The 23,749-nt window shown below is 74.2% G+C and carries 25 protein-coding genes and 1 pseudogene; 12 read left to right on the top strand and 14 right to left on the bottom strand.

The window, feature by feature from the left end; genetic code table 11:
* Positions 1-6: 6 nt before the first annotated feature.
* From GC722_RS11205 to GC722_RS19490, 5 genes and pseudogenes are all read right to left on the bottom strand, one after another.
* Positions 7-681, bottom strand: a complete 675-nt coding sequence (locus tag GC722_RS11205; protein ID WP_331714708.1) for a response regulator transcription factor — start codon at positions 679-681, stop codon at positions 7-9.
* Complete coding sequence (locus tag GC722_RS19280; RefSeq protein WP_331714707.1) at positions 678-1,784, bottom strand: sensor histidine kinase; 1,107 nt, start codon at positions 1,782-1,784, stop codon at positions 678-680. Before GC722_RS19280 ends, GC722_RS11205 begins: the two co-directional genes overlap by 4 nt.
* Complete coding sequence (locus tag GC722_RS11190) at positions 1,781-2,581, bottom strand: ABC transporter permease (RefSeq protein WP_156610152.1); 801 nt, start codon at positions 2,579-2,581, stop codon at positions 1,781-1,783. The genes GC722_RS19280 and GC722_RS11190 overlap by 4 nt, the downstream gene beginning before the upstream one ends.
* On the bottom strand, positions 2,578-2,775 hold the full coding sequence (locus GC722_RS19275) for a hypothetical protein (RefSeq protein WP_156610150.1): 198 nt from the start codon (positions 2,773-2,775) through the stop codon (positions 2,578-2,580). The genes GC722_RS11190 and GC722_RS19275 overlap by 4 nt, the downstream gene beginning before the upstream one ends.
* A 194-nt stretch (positions 2,776-2,969) precedes the next feature.
* Positions 2,970-3,551, bottom strand: a pseudogene (locus tag GC722_RS19490) (ABC transporter ATP-binding protein); the annotation flags it as partial.
* A gap of 301 nt (positions 3,552-3,852) precedes the next feature.
* Here GC722_RS19490 and GC722_RS11175 point away from each other — a divergent pair.
* Genes GC722_RS11175 through GC722_RS11155 form a run of 5 tightly spaced genes read left to right on the top strand, consistent with a single transcriptional unit; the run spans position 3,853 to position 8,959 of the window.
* Complete coding sequence (locus tag GC722_RS11175; RefSeq protein WP_156610148.1) at positions 3,853-5,118, top strand: ABC transporter substrate-binding protein; 1,266 nt, start codon at positions 3,853-3,855, stop codon at positions 5,116-5,118.
* Complete coding sequence (locus GC722_RS11170) at positions 5,115-6,062, top strand: carbohydrate ABC transporter permease (protein WP_156610146.1); 948 nt, start codon at positions 5,115-5,117, stop codon at positions 6,060-6,062. Before GC722_RS11175 ends, GC722_RS11170 begins: the two co-directional genes overlap by 4 nt.
* Positions 6,055-6,918, top strand: coding sequence for a carbohydrate ABC transporter permease (locus GC722_RS11165; RefSeq protein WP_156610144.1), 864 nt, complete (start codon positions 6,055-6,057; stop codon positions 6,916-6,918). The genes GC722_RS11170 and GC722_RS11165 overlap by 8 nt, the downstream gene beginning before the upstream one ends.
* 32 nt (positions 6,919-6,950) lie before the next feature.
* Positions 6,951-7,949 (top strand): Gfo/Idh/MocA family protein, encoded by a 999-nt coding sequence (locus tag GC722_RS11160; protein WP_331714706.1) that lies wholly within the window; start codon positions 6,951-6,953, stop codon positions 7,947-7,949.
* Complete coding sequence (locus GC722_RS11155; protein ID WP_156610141.1) at positions 7,946-8,959, top strand: Gfo/Idh/MocA family protein; 1,014 nt, start codon at positions 7,946-7,948, stop codon at positions 8,957-8,959. Before GC722_RS11160 ends, GC722_RS11155 begins: the two co-directional genes overlap by 4 nt.
* On the opposite strand, the gene GC722_RS11150 is transcribed toward GC722_RS11155, so the two are convergent.
* The 4 genes from GC722_RS11150 to GC722_RS18405 are packed head-to-tail and all read right to left on the bottom strand — an operon-like array spanning position 8,952 to position 11,752.
* Positions 8,952-9,800: a 5-oxoprolinase subunit C family protein gene (locus GC722_RS11150; RefSeq protein ID WP_331714705.1), complete on the bottom strand. Its 849-nt coding sequence runs from the start codon at positions 9,798-9,800 to the stop codon at positions 8,952-8,954. The two genes, GC722_RS11155 and GC722_RS11150, sit on opposite strands and share 8 nt — an antisense overlap.
* Positions 9,797-10,411 carry a 5-oxoprolinase subunit B family protein gene (locus tag GC722_RS11145; RefSeq protein ID WP_331714704.1) on the bottom strand — a complete coding sequence of 205 codons (615 nt, stop codon included), beginning with the start codon at positions 10,409-10,411 and terminating at the stop codon, positions 9,797-9,799. The genes GC722_RS11150 and GC722_RS11145 overlap by 4 nt, the downstream gene beginning before the upstream one ends.
* Positions 10,408-11,169 carry a LamB/YcsF family protein gene (locus tag GC722_RS11140; RefSeq protein ID WP_156610139.1) on the bottom strand — a complete coding sequence of 254 codons (762 nt, stop codon included), beginning with the start codon at positions 11,167-11,169 and terminating at the stop codon, positions 10,408-10,410. Before GC722_RS11140 ends, GC722_RS11145 begins: the two co-directional genes overlap by 4 nt.
* 58 nt (positions 11,170-11,227) lie before the next feature.
* A complete protein-coding gene (locus GC722_RS18405) occupies positions 11,228-11,752 on the bottom strand; it encodes a divalent metal cation transporter (protein WP_231747760.1) in 525 nt (174 codons plus the stop codon).
* Positions 11,753-12,087: 335 nt separating this feature from the next.
* Between GC722_RS18405 and GC722_RS18400 the strand changes: the two genes are divergently transcribed.
* The 5 genes from GC722_RS18400 to GC722_RS11115 all read left to right on the top strand — a co-directional run bounded on the left by GC722_RS18400 (position 12,088) and on the right by GC722_RS11115 (position 17,741).
* Entirely contained in the window at positions 12,088-12,453 is a 366-nt protein-coding gene (locus tag GC722_RS18400; RefSeq protein WP_231747759.1) for a hypothetical protein, read from the top strand.
* A 147-nt stretch (positions 12,454-12,600) separates the two neighbouring features.
* Positions 12,601-13,629: an LLM class flavin-dependent oxidoreductase gene (locus GC722_RS11130; protein WP_156610137.1), complete on the top strand. Its 1,029-nt coding sequence runs from the start codon at positions 12,601-12,603 to the stop codon at positions 13,627-13,629.
* Between the two features lie 88 nt (positions 13,630-13,717).
* Entirely contained in the window at positions 13,718-14,491 is a 774-nt protein-coding gene (locus tag GC722_RS11125; protein ID WP_331714703.1) for a putative hydro-lyase, read from the top strand.
* 24 nt (positions 14,492-14,515) lie between these two features.
* Positions 14,516-16,444, top strand: coding sequence for an acyl-CoA dehydrogenase family protein (locus tag GC722_RS11120; RefSeq protein WP_156610135.1), 1,929 nt, complete (start codon positions 14,516-14,518; stop codon positions 16,442-16,444).
* Positions 16,445-16,517: 73 nt separating this feature from the next.
* Complete coding sequence (locus GC722_RS11115; protein ID WP_156610134.1) at positions 16,518-17,741, top strand: HNH endonuclease signature motif containing protein; 1,224 nt, start codon at positions 16,518-16,520, stop codon at positions 17,739-17,741.
* 20 nt (positions 17,742-17,761) lie between these two features.
* On the opposite strand, the gene GC722_RS11110 is transcribed toward GC722_RS11115, so the two are convergent.
* From GC722_RS11110 to GC722_RS11095, 4 genes are read right to left on the bottom strand one after another with little or no spacing between them, the layout of a single operon-like run.
* Positions 17,762-19,000, bottom strand: a complete 1,239-nt coding sequence (locus GC722_RS11110) for an MFS transporter (RefSeq protein WP_156610515.1) — start codon at positions 18,998-19,000, stop codon at positions 17,762-17,764.
* 2 nt (positions 19,001-19,002) lie between these two features.
* Positions 19,003-19,443 carry a MarR family winged helix-turn-helix transcriptional regulator gene (locus tag GC722_RS11105; protein ID WP_156610132.1) on the bottom strand — a complete coding sequence of 147 codons (441 nt, stop codon included), beginning with the start codon at positions 19,441-19,443 and terminating at the stop codon, positions 19,003-19,005.
* 55 nt (positions 19,444-19,498) lie between these two features.
* Positions 19,499-20,278, bottom strand: a complete 780-nt coding sequence (locus GC722_RS11100; protein WP_331714702.1) for a DUF3027 domain-containing protein — start codon at positions 20,276-20,278, stop codon at positions 19,499-19,501.
* Positions 20,279-20,282: 4 nt separating this feature from the next.
* Entirely contained in the window at positions 20,283-20,666 is a 384-nt protein-coding gene (locus GC722_RS11095) for a cold-shock protein (RefSeq protein ID WP_331714701.1), read from the bottom strand.
* A 206-nt stretch (positions 20,667-20,872) separates the two neighbouring features.
* Between GC722_RS11095 and GC722_RS11090 the strand changes: the two genes are divergently transcribed.
* The gene (locus tag GC722_RS11090) at positions 20,873-21,325 is read left to right on the top strand and encodes a DoxX family membrane protein (RefSeq protein WP_156610129.1); all 453 of its coding nucleotides are present in this window, start codon (positions 20,873-20,875) and stop codon (positions 21,323-21,325) included.
* On the opposite strand, the gene GC722_RS11085 is transcribed toward GC722_RS11090, so the two are convergent.
* Positions 21,315-22,178 (bottom strand): LysR substrate-binding domain-containing protein, encoded by an 864-nt coding sequence (locus tag GC722_RS11085; protein WP_331714700.1) that lies wholly within the window; start codon positions 22,176-22,178, stop codon positions 21,315-21,317. The genes GC722_RS11090 and GC722_RS11085 overlap by 11 nt on opposite strands.
* Positions 22,179-22,340: 162 nt before the next feature.
* Between GC722_RS11085 and GC722_RS11080 the strand changes: the two genes are divergently transcribed.
* The gene (locus GC722_RS11080) at positions 22,341-23,603 is read left to right on the top strand and encodes an MFS transporter (protein WP_331714699.1); all 1,263 of its coding nucleotides are present in this window, start codon (positions 22,341-22,343) and stop codon (positions 23,601-23,603) included.
* Positions 23,604-23,749: the final 146 nt, after the last annotated feature.

Genomic DNA, 23,749 nt, shown 5'->3' with positions numbered 1-23,749 from the left:
ACACCGTCAGCGGGGCTCCCCCGGGCGGACCAGCCCGTGGTCGAAGGCGAAGACCACCGCGGCGGCGCGGTCGCGCAGCCCGAGCTTGGTGAAGACGTGGCTGATGTGCGTCTTCACCGTGCCCTCGCCCAGAACCAGCTCGGCGGCGATCTCGGCGTTGGACAGCCCGGCCCCGGCGAGCGCCAGCACCTCCCGCTCCCGGGGGGTGAGCAGGTCCACCTGCGCGCCCGGGCGCACCGGCGCCGAGCCGTCGCGGTAGGTCGCCAGCACCCGGGCGGTGACCGCGGGGTCCAGCCAGGCACCGCCCGCGGCCACGGTGCGGACCGCCCGCTGCAGGTCCTCCGCCGGGGCGCCCTTGAGCAGGAAGCCCGCCGCCCCGGCACGCAGCGCCCCGGCCAGCACCGCCTCGTCGTCGAAGGTGGTCAGCACCAGCACGGGCGGCGCGTCGGCCACCGCACGCAGCGCCCGGGTGGCCGCCACCCCGTCGACGTGGGGCATCCGGACGTCCATCACCACCACGGCGGGCGCGAGCCGGCCCACGGTGGCCACGACGTCGGTGCCGTCGCCCAGCTCGGCCACCACGCTGAAGCCGTACCGCTCGCGCAGGATGCCCCGCAGCCCCGCGCGGACCAGCTCCTGGTCGTCGACCACCACCACCTCGACGAGGTCGCCGCGGCTCACGCGGGCAGCACCGCCTCGACCCGCCAGCCGCCGGTGGCGGGACCGGCGACGAGCTGCCCGCCGAGCGCCTCGGCGCGTTCCCGCATCGCGGTGAGCCCGGTCCCGGCCGGCTGCGGGGAGGGCGCGGCGGCACCGCTGCGGACCGTGATCGTGGTGCGGTCGGCGGCGGTGTCCAGCCGCACGGTGATCGGCGAGCCGTCCCCGTGCCGGGCGGCGTTGGTCAGCGACTCCTGCACGATCCGGTAGGCGGCCAGCCCCCGGTTGGCGCCCAGCGCCGCCAGGTCCCCGCGGACCTGCACCTCCACCGGCGTCCCGGTCCGCCGGAAGGACTCGACCAGGCCGGTGATGTCGGCCGCGGTCGGGGTCGGCGGCGCGGACGCCGCCCCCGGCGGGGCGGGGGCGCGCAGCAGGGCGACCGCCGCCCGGACGTCGTCCAGGCTGGCGCGGGCCGCCCGCTCGGCCTCGGCCAGCGAGCTGCGGACGCGGTCGAGGTCGTCGTCGAGGGAGAGCCGGGCGCTGCCGAGGTGCAGCAGCGTCACCGTCAGCGCGTGCCCGACCACGTCGTGCATCTCACCGGCGATCCGGTGGCGCTCGTCGAGCCGGGTGCGCTCGGCCAGCTCCGACTGCGCCGCGTGCAGCTGCTCGACGACCACGCGCTGGCGGCGGGCGAAGACGCAGGCGCTGGTGGTGAAGGCGATCCCGGCCGTCCACGTCACCCACCCCGGCTCCGGGCCGAGCAGCACCAGCTGGGCGGCGAAGACCGCCGCCAGCGCGGCTCCGGCGGCGACCGCCAGCCGCGGTGAGGAGGCCAGCGCCGCCCAGCCGGCCACCACGCAGCAGCCGAACCAGCCGACGTCGCGCGGGTCCCCCCAGCAGACGGCGACCACGCCGGGCGCCACCACCGCGAGCGCAGCGAGCAGCCGCGGGCCGGTCAGCCGGCGCCAGGCGGCCGCCGTGGCCACCAGGCAGACCAGCCCGACGGCGGCCGGCGCCAGGACCCCGGGCTGCTCGCTGCCGAGCGCGCCCACGGCCGTGAGGACGGTCAGCGCGACCGGGGCGGCCCAGCGGGCCGGCGCGGTGCCGGCGGCCGACCCGGTCGTCACAGCGCGCTCCGGCGGGCGGCGAGCAGGGTGGCCACGACGGCCATCGCCGTGACCAGCAGCAGCGGCACGGTGCCGGTGCCCAGTCCCAGCCACGGGTCGCGGATGGCCTGGTTGGCCAGCGCCAGCGGCAGGTGCTCCGCGACCGTGCGGAGCCCCGGTGGCATGACGAACGTCGGCGGGCCGCCGACGCCGAGCAGCAGCGAGGGGAAGTACAGCAGCAGCCCCACGGCCTGGGCCGCCCGCGCCGACGGCAGCAGGGTGCCGAGCAGCACGCCGGTGCTGACGAAGGCCACCGCCGCGACCAGCACCCCCGCGGCCACCCGCACCGGGTCCTGGACCGGGGGGATGCCGTGGACCGGTGCGGCGACCAGCAGCAGCGCGACGCCGGCGACGGCCACGGCCAGCAGCCCGAGGGCCAGCTCGGCCAGCGCGAAGGACCACCGCGGGAAGCCGGCGGCGGCGAAGCGGCGCAGCACGCCGCGCTCGCGGTAGGAGGCGATGTGGACCGGCAGCATGGTCAGCCCGGTCGCCCCGATCATCACGGTGAAGTAGGAGGCGATGTACCAGTGCGAGGGGTTGATCGGGAACCCGTGCGCCGGTTCGCTGCCGAAGGCGCTGCCCACCACGACCATGCACAGGATCGGGAAGGCGAGGGTGAAGGTCAGCGTGAACGGGTCCCGGGCGACCAGGCGCAGCTCCGAGCGCAGCAGCCGCCGCAGCACCGAACGGGTGCCGATCGGCGCGCTCCGGGAGGACGGGGGTGCGGCTGGCGTGGTGCCGGCGGGCGGGGTGGTCACGAGGCGGCTCCGGCCAGGGCGTCGTCGGGCTGTTCGAGCAGGGTGAGCAGGGCGGCCTCCAGGTCGGGGAGGTCCACCTCGAGGTCGGGCGGGACCGGCTCGGCCCGGGCCACCAGCCAGGCGCCGACGTGGGCGACCACCGCGCGGCTGCCGCGGACGACCACGCGCTCCCGGCTCCGGGTGACCGACTGCACCCCGGGCAGTTGAGCTGCTGCAGGGCGCTCGCGGTGGTGCCGTCGTCGGCGGCGGGGAGGGCGAACCGCACCGTCGCCTCCCCTGCGTGGCGGGCCACCAGCTCCGCCGGTGTGCCCTGGTCCAGCACCCGGCCCGCGCGCATCGCGACCACGCGGCTGCACAGCGCCTGGGCATCGGCCAGCTCGTGGGTCACCAGCAGCACCGTGGTGCCGGTGCCGCGCAGCTGGTCCACCGCCGCCCAGACCTCGCGCCGGGCCGCCGGGTCCAGCCCCTGCGTCAGCTCGTCCAGGACGACCAGCCGGGGGTCCTCGAGCAGGGCGAGCGCGAGGAACAGCCGCTGGCGCTCGCCGCCGCTCAGCCCGCCGAACGGCGTCCGACGGCGGTGCGCGAGCCCGAACCGCTCCAGCAGCAGCTCGTGGCGGGCGGAGGTGGTCCGGGCGAACAGCGAGACCGCCTCCGAGACCCGCAGCCGATCCGGCAGCCCGGCGCTCTGCAGCTGGCTGCCGATCTGCGGGCGCAGCCGGTCCGCGTCGCGGACGGGGTCCAGACCCAGCACCCGGAGGTGCCCGGCGTCGGGGCGCCGCAGCCCCTGCAGGCACTCCACCGCGGTGGTCTTGCCCGCGCCGTTCGCACCGATCAGGCCGACGACCTCGCCGGGGTGGACCTCGAGGTCGAGCTGGTCCACCACGCGCCGGCCGCCGTAGGACTTGCACAGGCCCCGCACGCTGACCACGGGCTGGGGCTCGTCGGCCGGCAGGGGCGTCGTCTCGGTCATGTCCCCCAGCGAACCGGGACGCCGCCCGTCCACGCGTCTGCCGCGGGGCAGAACCTCGGTTCCACCCCCGGTGGGAGACGCCGGTGCGTCCACCCGAACCTCCTCCCCAAGCTGAACAGGCCTGTACGAGATGCTAGGCGGGACGCCGACCGCCGGCAAGGGGCGGGCGCGCGTCCGGGCGGCGCCGGGCCCGTCACCGGGCAGCCGGGGTCAGATCCGCTAGGGTCGGTGACCTGCTCACCGCCCGGCCGCTGGCCGGGCCGATCGGACCCCCCCGACCGCCCGTGACCAGGAGGACCTGTTGCGTCGTCGTTCCTTCCTCTCCGCCTGCGCCCTCACCCCCGTGGCCGCCACCCTCGGCTGCACGTCCTCGGAGCCGGACCGCGGCAGCGGCGGGCGGGCCCGGATCTCCTACGGCGTGTGGGACCAGCTGCAGGTGCCGGCGATGCGGACGGTGGTCGAGGAGTTCACCGCCGAGCACCCCGAGATCGAGGTCGACATCCAGGTCACCCCGTTCGCCACCTACTGGACGCGGCTGCAGACCTCGATCACCGGCGGCGGCGCGCCGGACGTGTTCTGGATGAACGGGCCCAACATCCGCAAGTTCGCCGCCTACGGCACGCTGCTCCCGCTCGGGGAGAGGCTGGCCGCCGCCGGCGAGGACCTCGCCGCCCACCCGCCCGACCTGGTGGAGCTCTACCGCTACCAGGGTGAGCAGTACGGCGTCCCCAAGGACTACGACTGCATCAGCCTGTACTACAACAAGGAGCTCTTCGACGCCGCCGGCGTGCCCTACCCCGACGAGACCTGGACGTGGGACACGGTGCGGCAGGCGCTGCCGGAGCTGCGCAACCGGGAGCGGAACCAGTACGGGATCAGCTCGGCGATCGACCGGCAGCGCAACCTGTACCCGACGATCTTCCAGAACGAGGGCTGGGTCGTCCGGGACGGCCGCTCCGGGTTCGCCGACCCCGCCACCATCGGCGGGCTGGAGTACTGGACGGAGCTGATCGAGGCCGACCTGGCCCCCAACGCGATGGCCACCGCCGACACCGACGGCCGCTCGCTGTTCCTGGGCGGCAACGTCGCCATGTACCACGGGCTGCCCAACGACGCCGCGGCCGCCTACGAGGAGCCGGCGGTCCGGGAGCGGACGGGGATCACCGTGCTGCCGCGGGGACGGGTCCGCGGCAACGTCATCCACGGGCTGGCCAACGTGGTCAACGCCCGGACCCCCCATCCCGACGCCGCCTTCGAGCTGGTCCGGTTCATGGCCGGGCGCCGGGTCGGGGAGATCCAGGGAGCCAGCGGCTCCGCGCTGCCCAGCTACCGGGGCACCGAGTCGGAGTACCTGGCCTCCAAGCCCGAGTTCCGGCTGCAGTCGTTCATCGACCAGGTCGACGACGCCACCGCCTACCCGGTCTCGCTCAACACCAACACCTGGGAGAACCTGCAGTACCAGATCCTCGGCGAGGCCTGGATCGGCGCCGGCGGCCTCTCGGTCGCCGAGGCCTGCCGGCGGCTCGCGCAGGAGATGGACACCGTGCTGGCCGAGGAGCCGCGATGACCACCGTCGAAGACGCCACCCGCACCGCCGCCGTCGACCACCGGCCACGCCGCCACTGGCTCGACAGCGGACGCAGCCGGCTGACCGCCTACCTGTTCGTGGCCCCCGTCGGCCTCGGCCTGCTGGTCTTCTACCTGTACCCGGCCGTGGCCACGTTCGTGCTCAGCTTCACCGAGTGGGGACCTTTCGGCGGCAACACCTTCACCGGCCTGAGCAACTACACCACCGTCTTCGCCCTCGACACGTTCTGGACGGCGCTGGGCAACACGGTGCTGTACATGCTGATCGGGCTGGCGGTGGTCCCGGTGGCCATCGCCATCGCGGTGCTGCTCAACCGGGAGGGGCTGCGCGGCGTCGCGGTCTACCGGGCGCTGTACTTCATCCCCTTCGTCACCCTGCCGGTGGCCAGCGGCATGGTCTGGAAGTGGCTGTACAACGGCGACTACGGCCTGATCAACGCCTTCCTGTCGGTGTTCGGCATCCCCGGCACCTACTGGGTGGCCAACCCCGGCACCGCGCTGCTGGCCATCGGCGTGGTGCAGGTGTGGTCGCAGGTCGGCTACTACCTGATCATCTTCATCGCCGGCATCAAGGCCATCCCCCGCGACTACCTCGAGGCCGCCGAGCTGGACGGCGCCGGGCCGCTGCGCCGGCTGTTCAGCATCACGCTGCCGCTGCTGAGCCCGAGCATCTTCTTCTGCACGGTGATCAGCGTCATCAACACCCTGCAGATCTTCGACCTGATCTACGTGATGGCGCAGAGCTCGACGGCGAACCCGGCCTTCAACGCCACCCAGTCGGTGGTGACGCTCTTCTACCAGATGGCCTTCGTGGAGAACACCAAGGGCACCGCGACCGCCGTCGCGTTCGTGCTGATGGTGCTCATCGCGGCGCTGACCGCGATCCAGTTCTGGCTGCAGCGGAAGTGGGTGTCCTATGTCTGAGTCCGTCGCCGCCCTCCGCGGACGCCGCGGCCCACGCGGGTCGCTGGCCGGGTCCGTCGCCACCCACGTGGTGCTGGTGCTGGGTGCGGTGGCCATGGTGGGCCCCTTCGTCTGGCAGCTGCTGACCTCGTTGAAGACCCAGACCGAGGCGATCACCGCACCGCCCACCCTGCTGCCGCAGCGCTGGCTGTGGTCCAACTACGCCGAGGTGGACAGCGCGCTGCCGTTCCTGCAGCAGCTGGCGAACTCGGCGGTGATGGCCGGGGTGCGGACGGTCGGCCAGCTGGTGCTGTGCTCGCTGGCGGCCTACGCCTTCGCCCGGCTGCGCTTCCCCGGACGCAACCTGCTCTTCGCGCTGTTCCTGTCGGTGCTGATGGTGCCCAGCCAGCTGCTGATCCTGCCCCAGTACGAGATCATCGTCTCCCTCGGGCTGCTGAACACGCTGCCGGCGCTGGTGCTGCCCGGCCTGTTCTCCGCCTTCGGCACCTTCCTGCTGCGCCAGTTCTTCCTGACCATCCCCGACGAGATCGAGGAGGCCGCCCTGCTCGACGGCGCCGGCCGGCTGCGGATCTTCTGGAGCGTGATGCTGCCCATGGTGAAGCCGGCGCTGGCGGCGCTGGCGGTGATCACCCTGATGAACGCCTGGAACGACCTGCTGTGGCCGCTGGTGGTCAACACCGACCCGTCGGTGCTGCCGATCAGCGCCGGGCTCACCACGCTGCAGGGCCAGTACTCGACGAACTACCCGGTGCTGATGGCAGGCTCGCTGCTGGCCAGCATCCCGATGATCGTGGTCTACCTGGTGCTGCAGCGGCAGTTCGTGCAGGGCATCGCACTCAGCGGCAGCAAGGGCTGACCGCTCCCGGACGAGGAACGAGGAAGGACGACGTGAGGCAGATCGTGGCGCTGATCGGGGCCGGCGGCATCGCCACCGTGCACCTGACGGCCTGGCTGGAGCTCGGGGCCGAGGTGAGGGTGTTCTCGCTGAAGGGCGCCCAGGAGCTGGTGGAGCGGTGCAACGGCGGGACGGTGGTCGGCTCGGTCGAGGCGGCCCTGGACGGGGCCGACGTCGCCGACGTCTGCACCCCCACGCCCACGCACCCGGAGATGGTGGCCGCCGCCGCGGCGGCCGGCGTCGACGTGCTGTGCGAGAAGCCGCTGGCGCTCGGGGTGGCCGAGGCGCAGCAGATGGTGGCCACCTGCCGTGCGGCCGGCGTGCAGCTCTACCCCGGTCACGTCGTCCGCTTCTTCCCCGAGTACGCCGCCATGCACACCGCCGTGGCCGCCGGCGAGGTCGGCCCGGTCGCCGTGCAGCGCTTCACCCGCACCGGGTCCCGACCGGTCCAGCCGTGGTTCGCCGACCCCGCGCTGAGCGGCGGCATCGTGCTCGACCAGATGGTGCACGACCTGGACTTCGCCCGCTGGAACGCCGGGGAGGTGGAGCGGGTCTTCGCCCGCCAGGTGAGCACCCCCGACACCGCCGAGCGGCGCGGCGTGGTCAGCGCCCACGTGGTGCTCACCCACCGCTCCGGTGCGCTGAGCCACGTGATGGGCAGCTGGGCCCCGGCCGGCACGCCGTTCCACACCAGCTTCGAGGTGGCCGGCCCGGACGGGCTGCTGCGCCACGACTCCGCCGAGCACCCGCCGCTGCGGGTCAGCGGCGGCGGCTCCGGCGACGGCACCGGGCTGCTGCCGGCCACCTCCTTCGTGGAGAGCCCCTACCTGACGCAGATCCGCGAGATCGCGGCCGCCTTCGCCGGCGGACCGCCGCCGCGGGTGAGCGCGGAGGACGGCGTCGCGGCCGTCCAGCTGGCCGCGGCGGCCAACGAGTCGCTGCGCACCGGCCGCCCCGTCCTGGTCGAGACCCTCGAGGAGGTCGCCGCATGAAGATCGGCGTGATGTCCTTCGCCCACCTGCACGCGGTGTCCTACGTACGGGCGCTGCAGGCCCTCGACGGCGTCGAGGTGGTGGCCACCGACCCCGAGCACGCCACCCGCCCGGCCGGCGAGGTCGGCGGCCCCGAGCTGGCCGCCGAGCTCGGCGTGACCTACCTCGAGGACTACGCCACGCTGCTGGCCAGCGGCGTCGACGGGGTGGTGGTGTGCTCGGAGAACGCCCGCCACCGCCCGCTGGTGGAGCAGGCCGCGGCCGCCGGCGTCCACGTGCTCTGCGAGAAGCCGCTGGCCACCACGCTGGCCGACGGCGAGGCCATGGTCGAGGCCTGCGCCCGGGCCGGGGTGCACCTGATGGTGGCCTACCCGGTGCGGTTCAGCACCGCCTTCGCCGCCCTGCGCGAGGCGGTCGCCTCGGGCTCGCTGGGGCGGGTCTGCTCGGTGACCGGCACCAACAACGGCCGGCTCCCGACCGGCAGCCGGGCCTGGTTCACCGACCCCGAGCTCGCCGGCGGCGGCGCGATGGTGGACCACACCGTGCACGTCGCCGACCTGCTGGACGCGCTGCTCGACGGCGTCCCGCCCCGCAGCGTCTACGCCCAGAGCAACAGCCTCATCCACCCCGAGCAGGCCCCGACCGAGACCGCCGGTCTGGTCTGCGTGGAGTACCCGGGCCCGGTCGTGGCCACCATCGACTGCAGCTGGTCCAAGCCCGACAGCTACCCGACCTGGGGCGGGCTGACCCTGGAGCTGGTGGCCACCGCCGGCGTCGCCCACATGGACGCCTTCGCCCAGCGGGTCGACGGCTGGTCCGAGACCCGGCGCACCGCCGTCTGGCAGCCCTACGGCTCCGACGCCGACGCCCCCCTGGTCGCGGAGTTCGTCGACGCCATCCGCACCGGCCGCACCCCGCAGCCCGACGGCGCCGCCGGGCTCCGCTCGCTGCAGGTGGTGGCCGCCGCGCAGGAGTCGGCCCGCACCGGCGACGTGGTGCAGCTCAGCTGAGCCGGGACGAGAACCGCAGCCCCTGGCCGGGGCGCAGCTGCGCGCAGCGGTCCACGTCGGGGTCGGCCACGTAGCCGACCACCGGGTAGCCGCCGGTGACCGGGTGGTCGGCGAGGAACAGCACCGGCACCCCCGACGGCGGGATCTGCAGGGCGCCGCGGACCATGCCCTCGCTGGGCAGCTCGCCCTGGCGCCCCCGCTGCAGCGGCTCGCCCTCGAGGCGGACGCCGACCCGGTTGCTGTCGCTGCTGACCCGGTACTCCTGGCCGAGCAGCAGCTCCCAGGCGCTGTCGTCGAACCAGTCCCGGCGCGGTCCGGGCAGCACCCGCACCTGCACGGTGCCGGCCGGTGGCTCGGCCACCGGGGCCAGGTCGACGCCGGGCAGCGGCAGCGTCGGCTCCCCCACCGGGAGCCGGTCACCGGCACGCAGCGCGGGCGGGCCCAGACCCGACATCACGTCGGTGGACCGGGAGCCCAGCACCGGCTCGACGTCGACGCCGCCGCGCACCGCCAGGTAGGTCCGCAGCCCGCTCGTCGGCGGGGCGAGCCGCAGCTCCGCCCCGGCGGGCAACCAGGTGGGGGCCAGGTGCGGGGTGCCCGGGCAGCGGGCACCGGTGAGGGCGACCAGCACGTCGGTCCCGGCCCGCAGCACCAGCCCGCCGAAGGTGACCTCCAGGACGGCGGCGTCCTCCGGGTTGCCCACCAGCCGGTTGGCCAGCCGGTGCGCGGCCCGGTCGCAGGCGCCGGAGCGGCCGATGCCCAGCGCCCCCTGCCCGGGACGGCCCGCGTCCTGCACCGTGGTCAGCGGACCGGGCTCGACCACGGTGAGCTCCCGGTTCACGCCGTCACCGCCGTGAAGCGGACCCGGGTGCCGGGGGTGAGCAGCGCCGGCGGGTCGCGGTGCAGGTCGAACACGGCCAGCTCCGTGCGCCCGATCAGCTGCCAGCCGCCGGGGCTCTGCCGCGGGTAGACGCCGCTGTACTCCCCCGCCAGGGCGACCGACCCGGCCGGCACCCGGGTGCGCGGGGAGGAGCGGCGGGCGATCTGCCAGTCGCCGTCGTCGGCGGTGAGGTAGCCGAAGCCGGGTGCGAACCCGCAGAAGGCGACCGTCCACTCCGTGCCGGTGTGGCGGCGCACCACCTCGTCCTCGTCGCAGCCGAGCAGCCGGGCGACGTCGGGCAGGTCCTCGCCGTCGTAGACCACCGGGATCTCGACCCGCTCACCGGCGTCACGGGCGCCGGGGCGCGGGGTGGTGCCCCGCACCCAGGCCTCCACGGCGGCGAGCGTCGTCTGCCCGGGGTCGGTGACGACCAGCACGGTGCGCCCGGCCGGCACCAGGTCGACCACCCCGGGGGCGCGCTCCTCGTCGAGGGCCGCGTAGAGCGCGAGCACCTCGCCCAGCCCGTCGAGCTCGACCAGCAGCGCGGTGCTGCCGCTGGGCAGCACCCTCACGGCGCGAAGGGCGCGAGCTCGACACCCGCGGCCGTCAGCCGCTCGCGCACCGCACGGGCGATCTCCACCGCACCGGGGGTGTCTCCGTGGACGCAGATGGACCCCGGCTCGAGCACCAGGTCACCGCCCTCGACGTCCTTGATGGCCCCTCCGGTGGCCATCGCCACGCAGCGCTCGGCGATCTCGTCGCGGTCGTGCAGCACCGACCCGGGCAGCCGGCGCGAGACGAGCGTCCCCTCGGGGGTGTAGGCCCGGTCGGCGAAGGCCTCGTGCACCACCGTCAGCCCCGCCTCGGCGGCCAGCCGCAGCCAGGCCGAGCCCGGCAGGCCGAGCACCGGCAGGGTCGCGTCGTAGTCGGCGACGGCCCGCACCACGGCCGCGGCCTGCTCCTCGTGGTGGACGATCGTGTTGTACAGCGCGCCGTGCGGCTTGACGTAGCGGACCCGCGAGCCGGCCACCCGGGCGAACCCGTCGAGGGCGCCGAGCTGGAACAGCACGTCGGCACGCAGCGCCTCGGGCTCGATGTCGATGAACCGGCGGCCGAAGCCGGGCAGGTCGCGGTAGCCCACCTGGGCCCCGATGGCGACGTCCTCGCGGACCGCCTGCTCGCAGACCCGCGACATGGTCAGCGGGTCGCCGGCGTGGAAGCCGCAGGCCACGTTGGCGCTGGTGACGATGCCCAGCAGCGCGTCGTCGTCGCCCAGCGTCCAGTGCCCGAACCCCTCGCCGAGGTCGGAGTTGAGGTCCACGGTCGTCATCGGTCGCTCCTTCGTCAGCGGCGGGTGGTGGTCGGGGAGGCAGGTCGGTGGGAGGCGGTCAGGAGAAGAGGGCGATGGCCGGGCGGACGGAGTTGATCGCCAGGTAGAGGGTCAGCAGCCACGCCACCGATCCGACCACCAGCAGCCACACCGGGTAGCGGTACCCGTTGAGCAGGTCGCGACGCCGCCACCCCACCCACAGCAGGACGCCGATGCCGACCGGCAGCAGGATCCCGTTGAACGCGCCGGCGAAGACGAGCAGGGTGGCGGGGGCGGCACCCACCAGCAGGTACACCGTGGTGGTCACGACGATGAAGGCCACCACCAGGATGGTGCGGGTGCGCTGGCGGACGCTGCTCTTCGTCAGGAAGGTGACGGTGGTGTAGGAGGCGCCGATCACGCTGGTGATGGCTGCGGCCCACAGCACGATGCCGAACACCCGCAGCCCCACCTCGCCCGCCGCGGCCTCGAAGGCCGAGGCGGCCTGGCGCGAGGGGTCCAGCACGGCCCCGCCCGAGACCACCCCGAGGATGGCCAGGAAGAGCACCACCCGCATCACGCCGGTGACCACGATGCCGAGCACCGAGCTGCGGCTGATGTCGCGGACGTGCTCGGGTCCGGAGATGCCGGAGTCCAGCAGCCGGTGCGCGCCGGCGTAGACGATGTAGCCGCNCCTGCTCGGGCAGCACGGCGTTGCGCAGCGCCCGGCCGACCGGCGGTCCGGAGGTGATGGCCACGTAGGCGGTGAGCGCGATCATCACCAGGCCGAGCACGAACACGATCCGGTCGATCGCCACCCCGGCCCGCCGGGACAGGAAGATGCCGATGGCGATCAGCGCGGAGAGGGCCCCGCCGATCTTGGGGTCCAGCCCGAACATGGCGTCGGTGCCGAGACCCGCGCCGCTGACGTTGCCCACGTTGAACACCAGGCCGCCGACCGCGAGCAGCGCCGCCATCACCCAGCCCAGCCCGGGCAGCACCAGGTTGCCCAGCTCCTGGGCGCGCCGGCCGGAGACCCCGATCACCCGCCACACGTTCAGCTGCAGCGCGATGTCGACCAGGATCGAGACCAGGATCGCGAAGGCGAACGCGACCCCGAGCTGGACGGTGAAGGCCGTGGTCTGGGTGATGAACCCGGGGCCGATGGCCGAGGTGGCCATCAGGAACATGGCGCCCACCAGCGTGGACCGGGTGCTGGCCCGCATGGTGGACGGAGCCGGGGTCGCCCCCTCGGCCGGGGCGCCGGGACCGGGCTCGCTGGCGTGGGACATGGCGTGCTCCTGACGTGGTGGGAGGGTCCAGCCGGCGCTGGCGGTGCGGACCGTGTGCTCAAACTAGGGTCAGCCGCGACGGCGGGCAACGGTGGGGTCCGCACCGCCCGCACTCTGGCGGGCGGGCGTCGGAGGCGGGCGGGCGTGGTGGAGTGTGCCCGTGACTCTCCCCGACGCCCCCGCCGGCCCTCCCCGCCTCGAGGTCGGCATCCGCATCCCGCTGGGTGCTCCGCTCCCGGAGCTGGCGGCCTTCGCCGCCGAGGCCGAGCAGGCCGGGCTGGACGGCGTCGGCGTGCCCGACCACCACCACACCGGTCGTGACGCCTTCATGGCCCTGGGCGCGATGGCCGCCCGCACCGAGCGGGTGCGGCTGTTCCCGGCCACCTCCAACGTGGTCACCCGGCACCCGCTGGTGCTGGCCGCGCTGACCGCCTCGGTGGACGAGCTGGCCCCCGGACGGGCCGAGCTGACCGTGGCCCCGGGCTTCCTCTCGGTCGAGAAGGCCGGTGAGCCGCAGGCGCGGCGGGAGCGGCTGCGCCAGGTCGTGCTGGCGCTGCGCGGTCTGCTGGGCGAGGGGCGCGCACAGCTGGACGGGCACGACCTGGAGCTGTTCAACCGGCCGGCCGGCGGCAGCCGGGTGACGGTGCTGGCCTCCGGGCCGCGGCTGCTGGAGCTGGCCGGGGAGGTGGCCGACGGGGTGCTGATGCTGGTCGGGCTGCACCCGGACTCGGTGGCGGCCGCCCGCGAGCACGTGGCCGTCGGTGCCCGGCGGGCGGGCCGGGACCCGGGCGAGATCGAGGAGACCCTGATCGTCCCCTTCGGCCTGGGTGGCCCCGAGGAGGTCCGCGCCTGGGTGCAGGGCTGGTTCCGACCGGGGCAGCCGTGGCTGCGCTACCCCAGCGCCTCGAACCTGCGCTGGCTGGGCCACGCCGGCATCGAGCTGGCGCCGGACTACCGGCCCGAGGACGTCGACGACGCCCTGGCCGACCGCATCTGCGACGCCTTCGGCATGTTCGGCTCGCCGCAGGCCTGCGCCGAGCGGCTGCTGCGGGCGCGGGAGGAGACGGGGCTGAGCCGGGTGTTCCTGTTCCCCGCGCACAGCTGGGACACCACCTACCACCTGCCCCGTCCGGAGGTGGAGGCCTTCGGCGACGTGGTGGGACCCGCCCTGCGCGCGGCCGGGCACTGACCCGGAACACACCGCCCGGGCGGGGCGTTGCACCCGGAACGGGTCCACCCCCGCCGACCAGGACCCACGACGACCAGGAGGACGACCGGTGACCACCACCGCGAGCGAGGCACGTCAGCGCTACCGGGAGGGGCTGGTGGCCCCGACCTCCGGCGCCGCCGGCGGCTTCACCCAGGCCAACCTGGTGGTGCTGCCCGCCGACTGGGCCTTCGACATGCTGCTGTTCGGCCAGCGCAACCCCAAGCCGGTGCCGCTGCTCGACGTCACCGACCCGGGCGCCACCACCACCGCGCTGGCCGAGGGCTCCGACCTGCGCACCGACCTGCCCCGCTACCGGGTGTGGCGCGACGGCGAGCTGGTCGAGGAGCCCACCGAAGTCACCCACCTCTGGCGCGACGACCTGGTGGCCTTCCTGATCGGCTGCAGCTTCAGCTTCGAGCGGGCGCTGCTGGACGCGGGGGTGCCGGTGCGCAACATCGAGCAGGGCCGCAACGTCTCGATGTACCGCACGGACGTGGACTGCCGCCCGGCCGGCCGGCTCTCCGGCCCGCTGGTCGTCTCGATGCGGCCGGTGCCGGCGTCGCTGGTGCCGCTGGCGGTCCAGGTGACGGCCCGGATGCCGCAGGTGCACGGCGCCCCGGTGCACGTCGGGTCGCCGGAGTCGCTGGGGATCGCCGACCTCTCCCAGCCGGACTTCGGCGAGGCGGTGGAGATGCAGCCCGGCGACGTGCCGGTGTTCTGGGCCTGCGGGGTGACCCCGCAGGCGGCGCTGATGGCCTCCCGGCCGCCGTTCGCCATCACCCACGCGCCCGGTCACATGTTCATCACCGACGTCGCCGACGCTTTCTACCTGGAGCCTTAAGTTACTGGCGAGTAGCATCGGAGCATGAGTGAGGTCATCGACGTCCCGACTCCCACCGCCGGCGCACCCGACGAGGTCGACCCGGCCACGCTGACCGAGGTCCTCGACGGGGCCTGGGGGCAGGCGCGCCGCTGGGCGCGCACCTTCGAGCCGCAGCGGTTCGACACCCGTTCCTACGAGCTCGACACCGAGGCCCACCGGGCCCGTGTCACCGCCCGCCTGGCCGAGTTCGCCGCGACCGGGATGCCGCAGAGCGGCTTCCCCGCGATCGCCGGCGGGGCGGGCGACGTCGGCGGCGGCATGGTGGTGATCGAGATGCTCGGCTACCGCGACCTGTCGCTGATGGTCAAGGCCGGGGTGCAGTGGGGGCTGTTCGCCGGCGCGATCGCCGCGCTGGGCACCGAACGGCACCACCGCGAGCACCTGCGTCGCGCGGTCGAGCTCGACCTGATGGGCTGCTTCGCGATGACCGAGGCCGGCCACGGCTCCGACGTGCAGTCGCTGGAGACCACCGCCACCTACGACCCGCAGAGCCAGACCTTCGACATCCACTCCCCCACGCCGTCGGCGCGCAAGACCTACATCGGCAACGCCGCCCGCGACGGGCAGCTCGCCGTGGTCTTCGCCCAGCTCCGCACCCCCGACGGCGACCACGGCGTGCACGCCCTGCTGGTGCCCATCCGCACCGCCGACGGGCGTCCGGCGCCGGGGGTGACCATCGCCGACTGCGGCCGCAAGGCCGGGCTGAACGGCGTCGACAACGGCCAGCTCGTCTTCGACCACGTCACCGTGCCGCGGGAGGCGCTGCTGGACCGGTACGGCCACGTCGCCCCCGACGGCACCTACAGCAGCCCGATCGAGAGCAAGGGCCGGCGGTTCTTCACCATGCTCGGCACCCTGGTCCGCGGCCGGGTGACGATCGGCGGCGCGGCCCAGAACGCCGCCAAGCACGCCCTGGTGATCGCCGTGCGGCACGGTCTGCGGCGGAGGCAGTTCCCCGGCCCGGACGGCGGTGAGGAGGTGCTGCTGCTGGACTACCGGGCCCACCAGCGCCGGCTGCTGCCCGCGCTGGCCACCAGCTACGCGCTCTCCTTCGCCCAGGACCAGCTGGTCACCACGCTGCACGAGCTGATGACCGCCGACGAGGTGGACCCGCGGGCGCAGCGGGAGCTGGAGTCGCGGGCGGCCGGGCTCAAGGCCGTCTCCACCTGGCACACCACCGCCACCGTGCAGGCCTGCCGCGAGGCGTGCGGCGGGGCGGGCTACATGGCCGAGAACTCTCTGCCCCTGCTCAAGGCCGACACCGACGTCTTCACCACCTTCGAGGGCGACAACACGGTGCTGCTGCAGCTGGTCGGCAAGGGGCTGCTGACCGACTACTCCGCGCAGTTCGAGGACCTGGACTGGCGCCAGATGGCCCGCTTCGCCGCCGACAACGCCGTCAACGCCGCCATCGAGCGCACCGTCCCGCGCGGGGTGTTCACCCGGCTGCGGCGCGGCGACGAGGGGGTGCACAACCGGGTCTGGCAGCTGACCCTGCTGGAGGACCGCGAGAAGCACCTGGTGGAGACGGTGGCGGCGCGGCTGCGCCGGGGCCGGGCCAGCCGAGGCTCCTTCGCCGCCTTCAACGACGTCCAGCCGCACCTGCTCGACGCCGCCCGGGCGCACGTGGACCGCATCGTGCTGGAGGCCTTCCTGGCCGCCATCGACGGCTGCGAGAGGCCGGAGGTGCGACGGCTGCTCGAGAAGGTCTGCGACCTGCACGTGCTGTCGCAGATCGAGCGGGACCGCGGCTGGTACCTCGAGCACAACCGCATCAGCCCCGGGCGCTCCAAGGAGGTCACCCGGGCCGTCGACGAGCTGTGCGAGGAGCTCCGCCGCTCCGCGGGCACCCTGGTCGCCGGCTTCGGCATCCCCGAGACCTGGATCGACGCCGAGATCGCCCGGGCGTGAGCCCGCTGTCGGCGCGGGAGGCGGGTCGGCGTCGGCTCCGGAACTGTCAGACCCTGCCCGTAGCGTCTCTGACATGGAACCCGCCACGGAGCCGACGGTCGGGTCGGGGTGCTGCGGCCCCGACCTCGGTCGGCTGACGCGGGCCCGCCGGGCCGCGGCGCGGGCGGAGTTCGTGCTGTGGTGCGAGGTCCTGCGCTTCCTCGACGAGGCCCGCGCCGAGCTCGAGGCGACCGATCCCTCCCCGCACCGCGGGGCCACCGGCAGCGGCTGCGCGGTGCTGGACGTCGCCCAGACGCTCGGGCTCTCCGAGCTGGCCGTCGAGGTCGTCGAGTCGGTCGCCCGCGGGGTCCGACGACGCCTCCCGGCGCTCTGGCGCGCCTTCGGCCGGGGCGACGTCGACGCCCAGCGGGTCCGGACCATCTCCCAGGTCCTGGACCGGGCGGAGTCGGACGCCCTGGTGGAGCTGCTCGACGGGCGCGCCGTCGACTACGCGGCCTCCCACACCGCGGCGGAGCTGCGGGTCTGGTTGCGGCGCTGGCACGCCCGGCTCGAGCCCGGGCAGACCACGGCTGCGGCCGCGTCGGCGCGGGACCGGCGGCGCGTCGAGGTGGTCCACGGCGACGACGCCATGAGCTGGGTCAGCGCCTACCTCCCCACCCCGGTCGCGGTGGCCGTCGAGCACCGGCTGAGCTCCGCCGCCCGCGCGCTCCCGGCGGTCGACCCCGGGACCGGCGAGTGCGACGAGCGCACCCTGGAGCAGAAGCGCGCCGACCTGCTCGGCTGCTGGCTCACCGGCGGCCCCGGCAGCCGGCCCGACGTCCGCGCCGAGGTGGCCATCAGCATCGACGCCACCGACCTGGCCGGGCTCACCGACGGGCCGGGAGTGGTGCGCGGGCTCGGCCTGCCGGTCCCGGCCGCCTGGGTGCGAGAGCTGGCCGCCTCCCCGACGACGCTCTTCCGCCGCCTGGTGCTCGACCCGGTCGGGGAGGTCATGGACACCACCAGCCTGGGCTACCAGCCGCCGGAGGCCCTGCGCACCGCCCTGCAGTGGCGTGATGGTCTCTGCCGCGTCGCCGGCTGCCAGGTGCCGGCCGACCGCACCGACCTCGACCACCAGCGACCCTGGGGGCGGGGTGGCCCCACCGCCGCCGACAACCTGCGCTCGCTGTGCCGTCGCCACCACCGGATGAAGTCGCACGGCCACCTGGCCGCGCGCCACTACCGACCACCCACCCGCTACCGGGAACGGGCGCCGGCGCTCCCACCGGTCGAGGTCGACCTCGTCCACGCCGCCTGAGGACGCGGGCCGCTCCGGGCTCAGCCGGCCGGGCGGGAGAGCAGGTTGCGGGCGGTGGGCACGGGGATGTGGCGGCTGCGCACCACCAGCAGCACCGACAGCAGCACGCCCACGACCACCAGCCCGCCGCCGCCGATCAGCGTCCACCGCGGCCCGAAGTGCTCCCCGATGAAGCCGATCACCGGGGCCCCGATCGGGGTGCCGCCCATCAGCACCATGCTGTAGAGGGCCATCACCCGGCCGCGCAGGGTGGGGTCGCTGCCCATCTGCACGGTGGCGTTCGCCGCGGTGAGGGCCAGCAGCGCGGACAGCCCCAGCAGCGGCAGGAAGGCGGCGAAGCTCCAGTAGCCCGGCATCAGCCCGGCCACGATCTCCATCAGGCCGAACACGACCGAGGCACCGATCACGAACCGCAGCCGCGGCGCGCGGGTCCGCCGGGCCGCCAGCAGGGCGCCGGCCAGCGACCCGAAGGCCATGAAGGTGCCCAGGATGCCGTACTCCTCGGCCCCCTTGCCGAACTCCTGCTGGGCCATCAGCGCCGAGGTGAGCTGGAAGTTCATCCCGAAGGTGCCCACGCAGAAGGCGATGCACAGCACCAGCAGCAGGTCGCTGCGACCACGCACGTAGGCCATCCCCTCCCGGATCTGGCCCTTCGCCCGCGCCGTCCGCTCGCTGGGGGTGAGCTGGGAGGCGTCCATCGCCGACAGGGCCAGCAGGAACGCCACGTAGGTGACGGCGTTGGACAGGATCGCCCAGCCCGAGCCGAAGGCCGCGATCACCAGGCCGGCGACGGCCGGGCCGATGATGCGGGCGGTGTGGAAGGTGGCCGCGTTGAGCCCGATGGCGTTGGGCAGCAGCGGTCCCGGCACCATCTCGGAGACGAACGACTGCCGGGCCGGGACGTCGATCGCCGAGCCGACGCCGAACAGCAGGGCGAGCCCGTAGACCATCTCGGTGGTGGCCACGCCGTTGATCGCCAGCAGCCCCAGCACCAGCGCGCAGACGGCCATCCAGGTCTGGGAGAACCGCAGCACGGCGCGCTTGTCGAACCGGTCGGCGATCACGCCGCCGTAGGGCGAGACCACCAGCGTCGGGAGGAACTGCAGCGCGGTGGTGATCCCGACCGCCAGACCCGAGCCGCCTGACAGCTCCAGCACCAGCCAGTCCTGGGCCACCCGCTGCATCCAGGTGCCGATGTTGGAGACGAAGGCGCCGGACTGGTAGACGCGGTAGTTGTGCAGCCGCAGCGCGGCGAACATGCTCACGAGTCGGCCAGCCTCTGCAGCAGCACCGACGCCCGCCCCAGCAGCTCGCGCTCCGCCGGGGTCAGCTCACCCAGCCGCTCGACCAGCCAGAGGTCCCGCCGGCGACGGTCGGCCAGCACGATCTCGCGTCCCCGCGGCGTCACCTCGACCACGGCCCGGCGGCCGTCGTCGGGATCGGCCGAGCGCTGCACCAGCCCCAGCTGCTCCAGCGCCTTGACGGTGCGGGTGATCGCCGGCGGCTGCACCTTCTCGAGCTCGGCCAGCTCTCCCACCGACCGCGGCCCCGAGCCCGTCAGCAGCCCCAGCAGCGACAGCTGGTTCTGGGTCAGCCCCAGGCTCTCCTCGTGCATCTGCCGCAGCCGCCGGGCCAGCCTCATCACGCTGCGGCGCATCCCCTGCGCGAGCTCCGTGCTCGAGGTCTCCGTCTGGCTCGTCATCGATAACCATGTTAACCATTAACAGCGTTAACACAACCCCGGGCGGGGCACCGTCTCAGGAGAAGAGGGGGTCCTCCCAGGACACCGTCTCCCACACCGGCGGCGGCAGCTCGGCCTCGCGCTGCTCGGCCACCACGTCGGAGTGCCCGCCGCAGCCGTGGTCCACGCTGACCACCGCGCCGTCACGCGGCGACCAGACGTTGGCGCAGGCGCCGAAGAGACGTCCGAGGCTGCCCTGCAGCCGGACGAAGTAGGCGCAGCTGACGCAGTTGCCGGGCGCCTGCCGGGTGGACTCGTTGTCCGGCCCGGCCTCGCCGGCCAGCCACCGCTCGGCGGCCTCCTGACGTCCCTGCGGCGACAGCACGCGCTCACGACCCAGCCCCAGCTCGGCCACCAGCGCCCGGGTGATGCTCGCCTCGGCCGGGTCGGTGCCGGCCGCGTCCTCACCACCGGTGTAGCCGGGCTCGAGCCGCGGGTCGTCGTCCGGGGTGGGCATGACCACGCCCGGGGTGACGTCCCCGGGCTCGATCCGCTCCGACCACGGCACCCACGCCGGGGCCAGCAGGGCGTCCTCGCTGGGGAGCAGCACGACCTCGTCCACGGTGACCCGCTTGGCCCGCGAGGCGCGGGCCACGGTCACCGACCAGCGCCAGCCCCGGTAGCCGGGGTGCAGGCAGGCGAAGAGGTGGCTGCAGACGCGGTCGCCCTCGGCCTGCACGCCCAGGTGCTCGCCGATCTGACCGGGGCCGGCCTCGGCCTCGGCGGCCTCACGGGCGAGGTCGACGGCCTCGGCGCAGAGCTGGTCGAGCTTGGCGCGGCGGATGGCGGTGGCCACGCGCTCAGAGCTCCAGCTCGTCGGCGACGGCGCGCAGCACCGAGGCGACCTTGGCCGCGACGCGGGCGTCGGGGTGCCGGCCGCGGCGGTAGCCGTTGCCCACCCCGTCCAGCATCTTGATGAGGTCCTCGACGATGATGGCCATCTGCTCGGCGGACTTGCGCTGGGCCTTGGACAGCGACGGCGGCTCCTCCAGCAGCCGCACCGACAGCGCCTGCTCGCCCTTGCGGCCGGCGATGACGCCGAACTCCACCTTCTGACCGGCCTTCAGGCTGGTGACCCCGGCCGGCAGCGCGGACGCGCGCACGTAGACGTCGCCCCCCTGGTCGGAGGACAGGAAGCCGAACCCCTTCTCGGCGTCGTAGAAACGCACCTTGCCAGTAGGCACAACAACCCTCACTCAGCTCAACCGCCACCCTGCCGTCCAGCCGGGCCGTGCCAGCCTATCGAGACGCGCAACGCGGAAACCACTCCGCGGCACCTGCCCGCCGCGCCGTCGGCGGCGGCTGGCATCGTGGAGCCTCCGGGAGAACGCCGGGACCCGCGGGGCGTCCCCGGCCACCACGTCCACCCGCGGGGATCGGAGCACCGACGATGAACGCACGACAGCTGCTGAGCCGTCTTCCCGAGCGCCTGGCCACCGGCGCCTTCGTGCTGCACTCGGGGCTGCAGAAGTGGAAGGGCGACGAGCAGACCGCCCAGGGCCTGCACGGCATGGCCAGCGGCACCTACCCCTTCCTGGCCAAGCTGGCCCCCACCACCTTCCTGCGGCTGCTGGCCACGGTGGAGATCACCACCGGGCTCGCACTGCTGGTGCCCTTCGTGCCGCGGGTGCTGGCGGGAGCGCTGCTCACGGGCTTCTCCGGCGGGCTGATGGGGCTGTACCTGAAGACCCCGGGGCTGCGCGAGCCGGGCAGCCTCGCCCCGACCCCGGACGGTCTCGGCATCGCCAAGGACGTCTGGCTGCTGGGCGTGGGGACCAGCCTCGTGCTCGACGGCATCCTCTCCCCCGCCGAGGCGCGCGGCCGCAAGGAGCTCACCCGATAGGGGCCAGCGGGACGCCCTGGATGGCCCGGCTCAGCGCCTCCACCGGCTCCGAGGCACTGCGCGGGTTGGCCACCAGCGCCATCTCGACGTCGGGCAGCGGCGGCAGCCCGGGCCGCCCGGTGAGGTTGCGCAGGTCCGGCGGCACCCGGCTCTGGGCCAGCACGCAGACCCCCAGCCCGGCCCGGACCGCGGCCAGGATGCCGTTGACCTGACGGGTGTTGCAGGTGATCCGCCAGGCCCGCCCGATGCCGGTCAGCGCGCCGATCGCCGCCGAGCGGCCGAAGCTGGGCGCGTGGTACGTCACCAGTGGCAGCGGCTGGTCCGGGTCGATCTCGAAGCCCTCCAGCCCCACCCAGACCAGCCGGTCGCGGCGCACCAGCCGGCCGAGGTGGGTGTCGGCCTCCTGGTTGATGAAGACCAGGTCCAGGTGGTTGCTGTGCAGCCGGCGCAGCAGGCTCCCGCTCTGGGTGACCGTCAGCTCCAGGTTGATGCGGGGGTAGAGCTGGCGGAAGTTGCGCAGGATGGTGGGCAGCTCGCCGAGGGCCAGCTCGTCGGCCGCGCCGAAGCGGAGGCGGCCCGACATCGCCGACCCGGTGAAGTAGCTGACTGCCTCGTCCTGCGCGCTGAGGATCGCGCGGGCGAAGCCGGCCATCGCCTCGCCGTTGTCGGTGAGGCGGATGGTGCGGGTGTCGCGGCTGATCAGCTGCCGTCCCGCCGCCTGCTCCAGCCGGCGGATCTGCTGGGAGACCGCCGGCTGGGTGATGCCCAGCTCCGCGGCCGCCCGGGTGAAGCTCAGGCTGCCGGCCACGGCCAGGAAGGTGCGCAGCAGCACCGGGTCGAAGTGTCGTTCCACCGATTCATCACCGATCCTTATCGGACTTATCAGCAGCATACGCCCGGTCTATGGGGAGCGGGTGGGTACTCTTGACGTGCCCCCACGAGGGGCCCTCTCTCCCACTCCGGGGCAACGTCGCCCCGTCGCCCGCCCTCTCGACCATCGATCCAGGTGATTGTCGTGCGCCGTGTTCCGGCCACCTTCTCTGCACTGTCCGAACCCTCATACCGACGCTTCCTCCCCGCCCAGCTCATCGGCAGCACCGGGGTGTGGATGCAGCGCATCGCCCAGGACTGGCTGGTGCTCGAGCTGACGGGCTCCGCAGCGGCGGTCGGTCTGGTCGTCGCCATGCAGTTCGCCCCCATGCTGCTGCTCGGGCTGTGGGGCGGCGTGGTGGTCGACCGCTTCCCCAAGCGGGCCCTGCTGGTCATCACCCAGGCGGTCGCGGCCTCGCTGGCCCTGCTGCTCGGGGTGCTCGCCCTCACCGGCGTGGTCCAGGCCTGGCACGTCTACGCCATCGCGCTGACCCTCGGCGTGGTGGTCGTGGTCGACGGCCCGGCCCGCCAGGCCTTCGTCAGCGAGCTGGTGCCCCCCTCGCAGATCCGCAACGCGGTGAGCCTGAACAGCACCGCCTTCCAGTTCAGCGGCGTGGTCGGCCCGGCGCTGTCGGGTCTGCTGGTGACCGCCGTCGGCCAGGGCTGGTCCTTCATCGTCAACGGGCTCGCCTGCTCGGCCGTGGCCGCGATCATCTTCTCGCTCAAGCCGCGGTTCGTGATGCCGGCGCCGCAGCGGACCAAGGGCGCCCTGCGCCAGGGGCTGGCCTACATCGTCCGCACCTCCGAGGTGTTCTGGGCGATCGCCCTGGTGGCGCTGGCCGGGCTGTTCGCCTTCAACCTGCCGGTGCTGCTGGCCACCATGGCCGACACCGAGTTCGGCACCGGGGTCTCCGGCTACAGCCTGCTCACCACGGTGAACGCGGTCGGCGCGCTGATCGGCGGCATCTGGTCGGCCCGCCGCAGCGCCACCGCACGGCTGCGCTCGCTGACCGGCGGTCTCGGCGCCCTGGGCCTGATCTTCGCCGTGATGGCGGCGGTCGAGCAGCAGTGGGCGTTCTCGCTGCTGCTGGTCGCCTGCGGGATCGCGACCATGACCTTCCTGATCGGGGCCAACTCGATGATCCAGCTGACCTGCACCCCCGAGGTGCGCGGCCGGGTCATGAGCGTCTACACGATGGCCCTGCTCGGCGGTCAGGCCGTGGCGGGCCCGCTGGTCGGCCGGTTCAGCGACGCCCTCGGCCCCCGCGCCGCGCTGGTGCTCTGCGGGCTCAGCATCCTGGTCGTGACCGCCCTGCTGGCCGTGATGATGGCCCGCCAGGCCCACCTCCGGCTGGCCCTGCACCGCGGCCACTGGACCCCGAAGCTGCACATCGTCCGGGTGCCCTGAGCCCTTCCACCCCGTGAAGCCCAGCGCGGCAGCCTGACCCGGGCACAGACGCGGTCTGCCGCTGCCCGACGGGGTGTCGGGGTGTGGCGGGCGTTGACCCGGGCGGGACGCCCCGTCGGGCAGCGGCAGACCGCCACCCGCCGCCA

The sequence above is a fragment of the Auraticoccus cholistanensis genome (genome assembly GCF_009742705.1).
GTDB classification, from domain to species: Bacteria; Actinomycetota; Actinomycetes; order Propionibacteriales; family Propionibacteriaceae; genus Auraticoccus; species Auraticoccus cholistanensis.
Note: the sequence above shows the minus strand (reverse complement) of the source record. Positions and strands in the feature narration are given on the sequence as shown.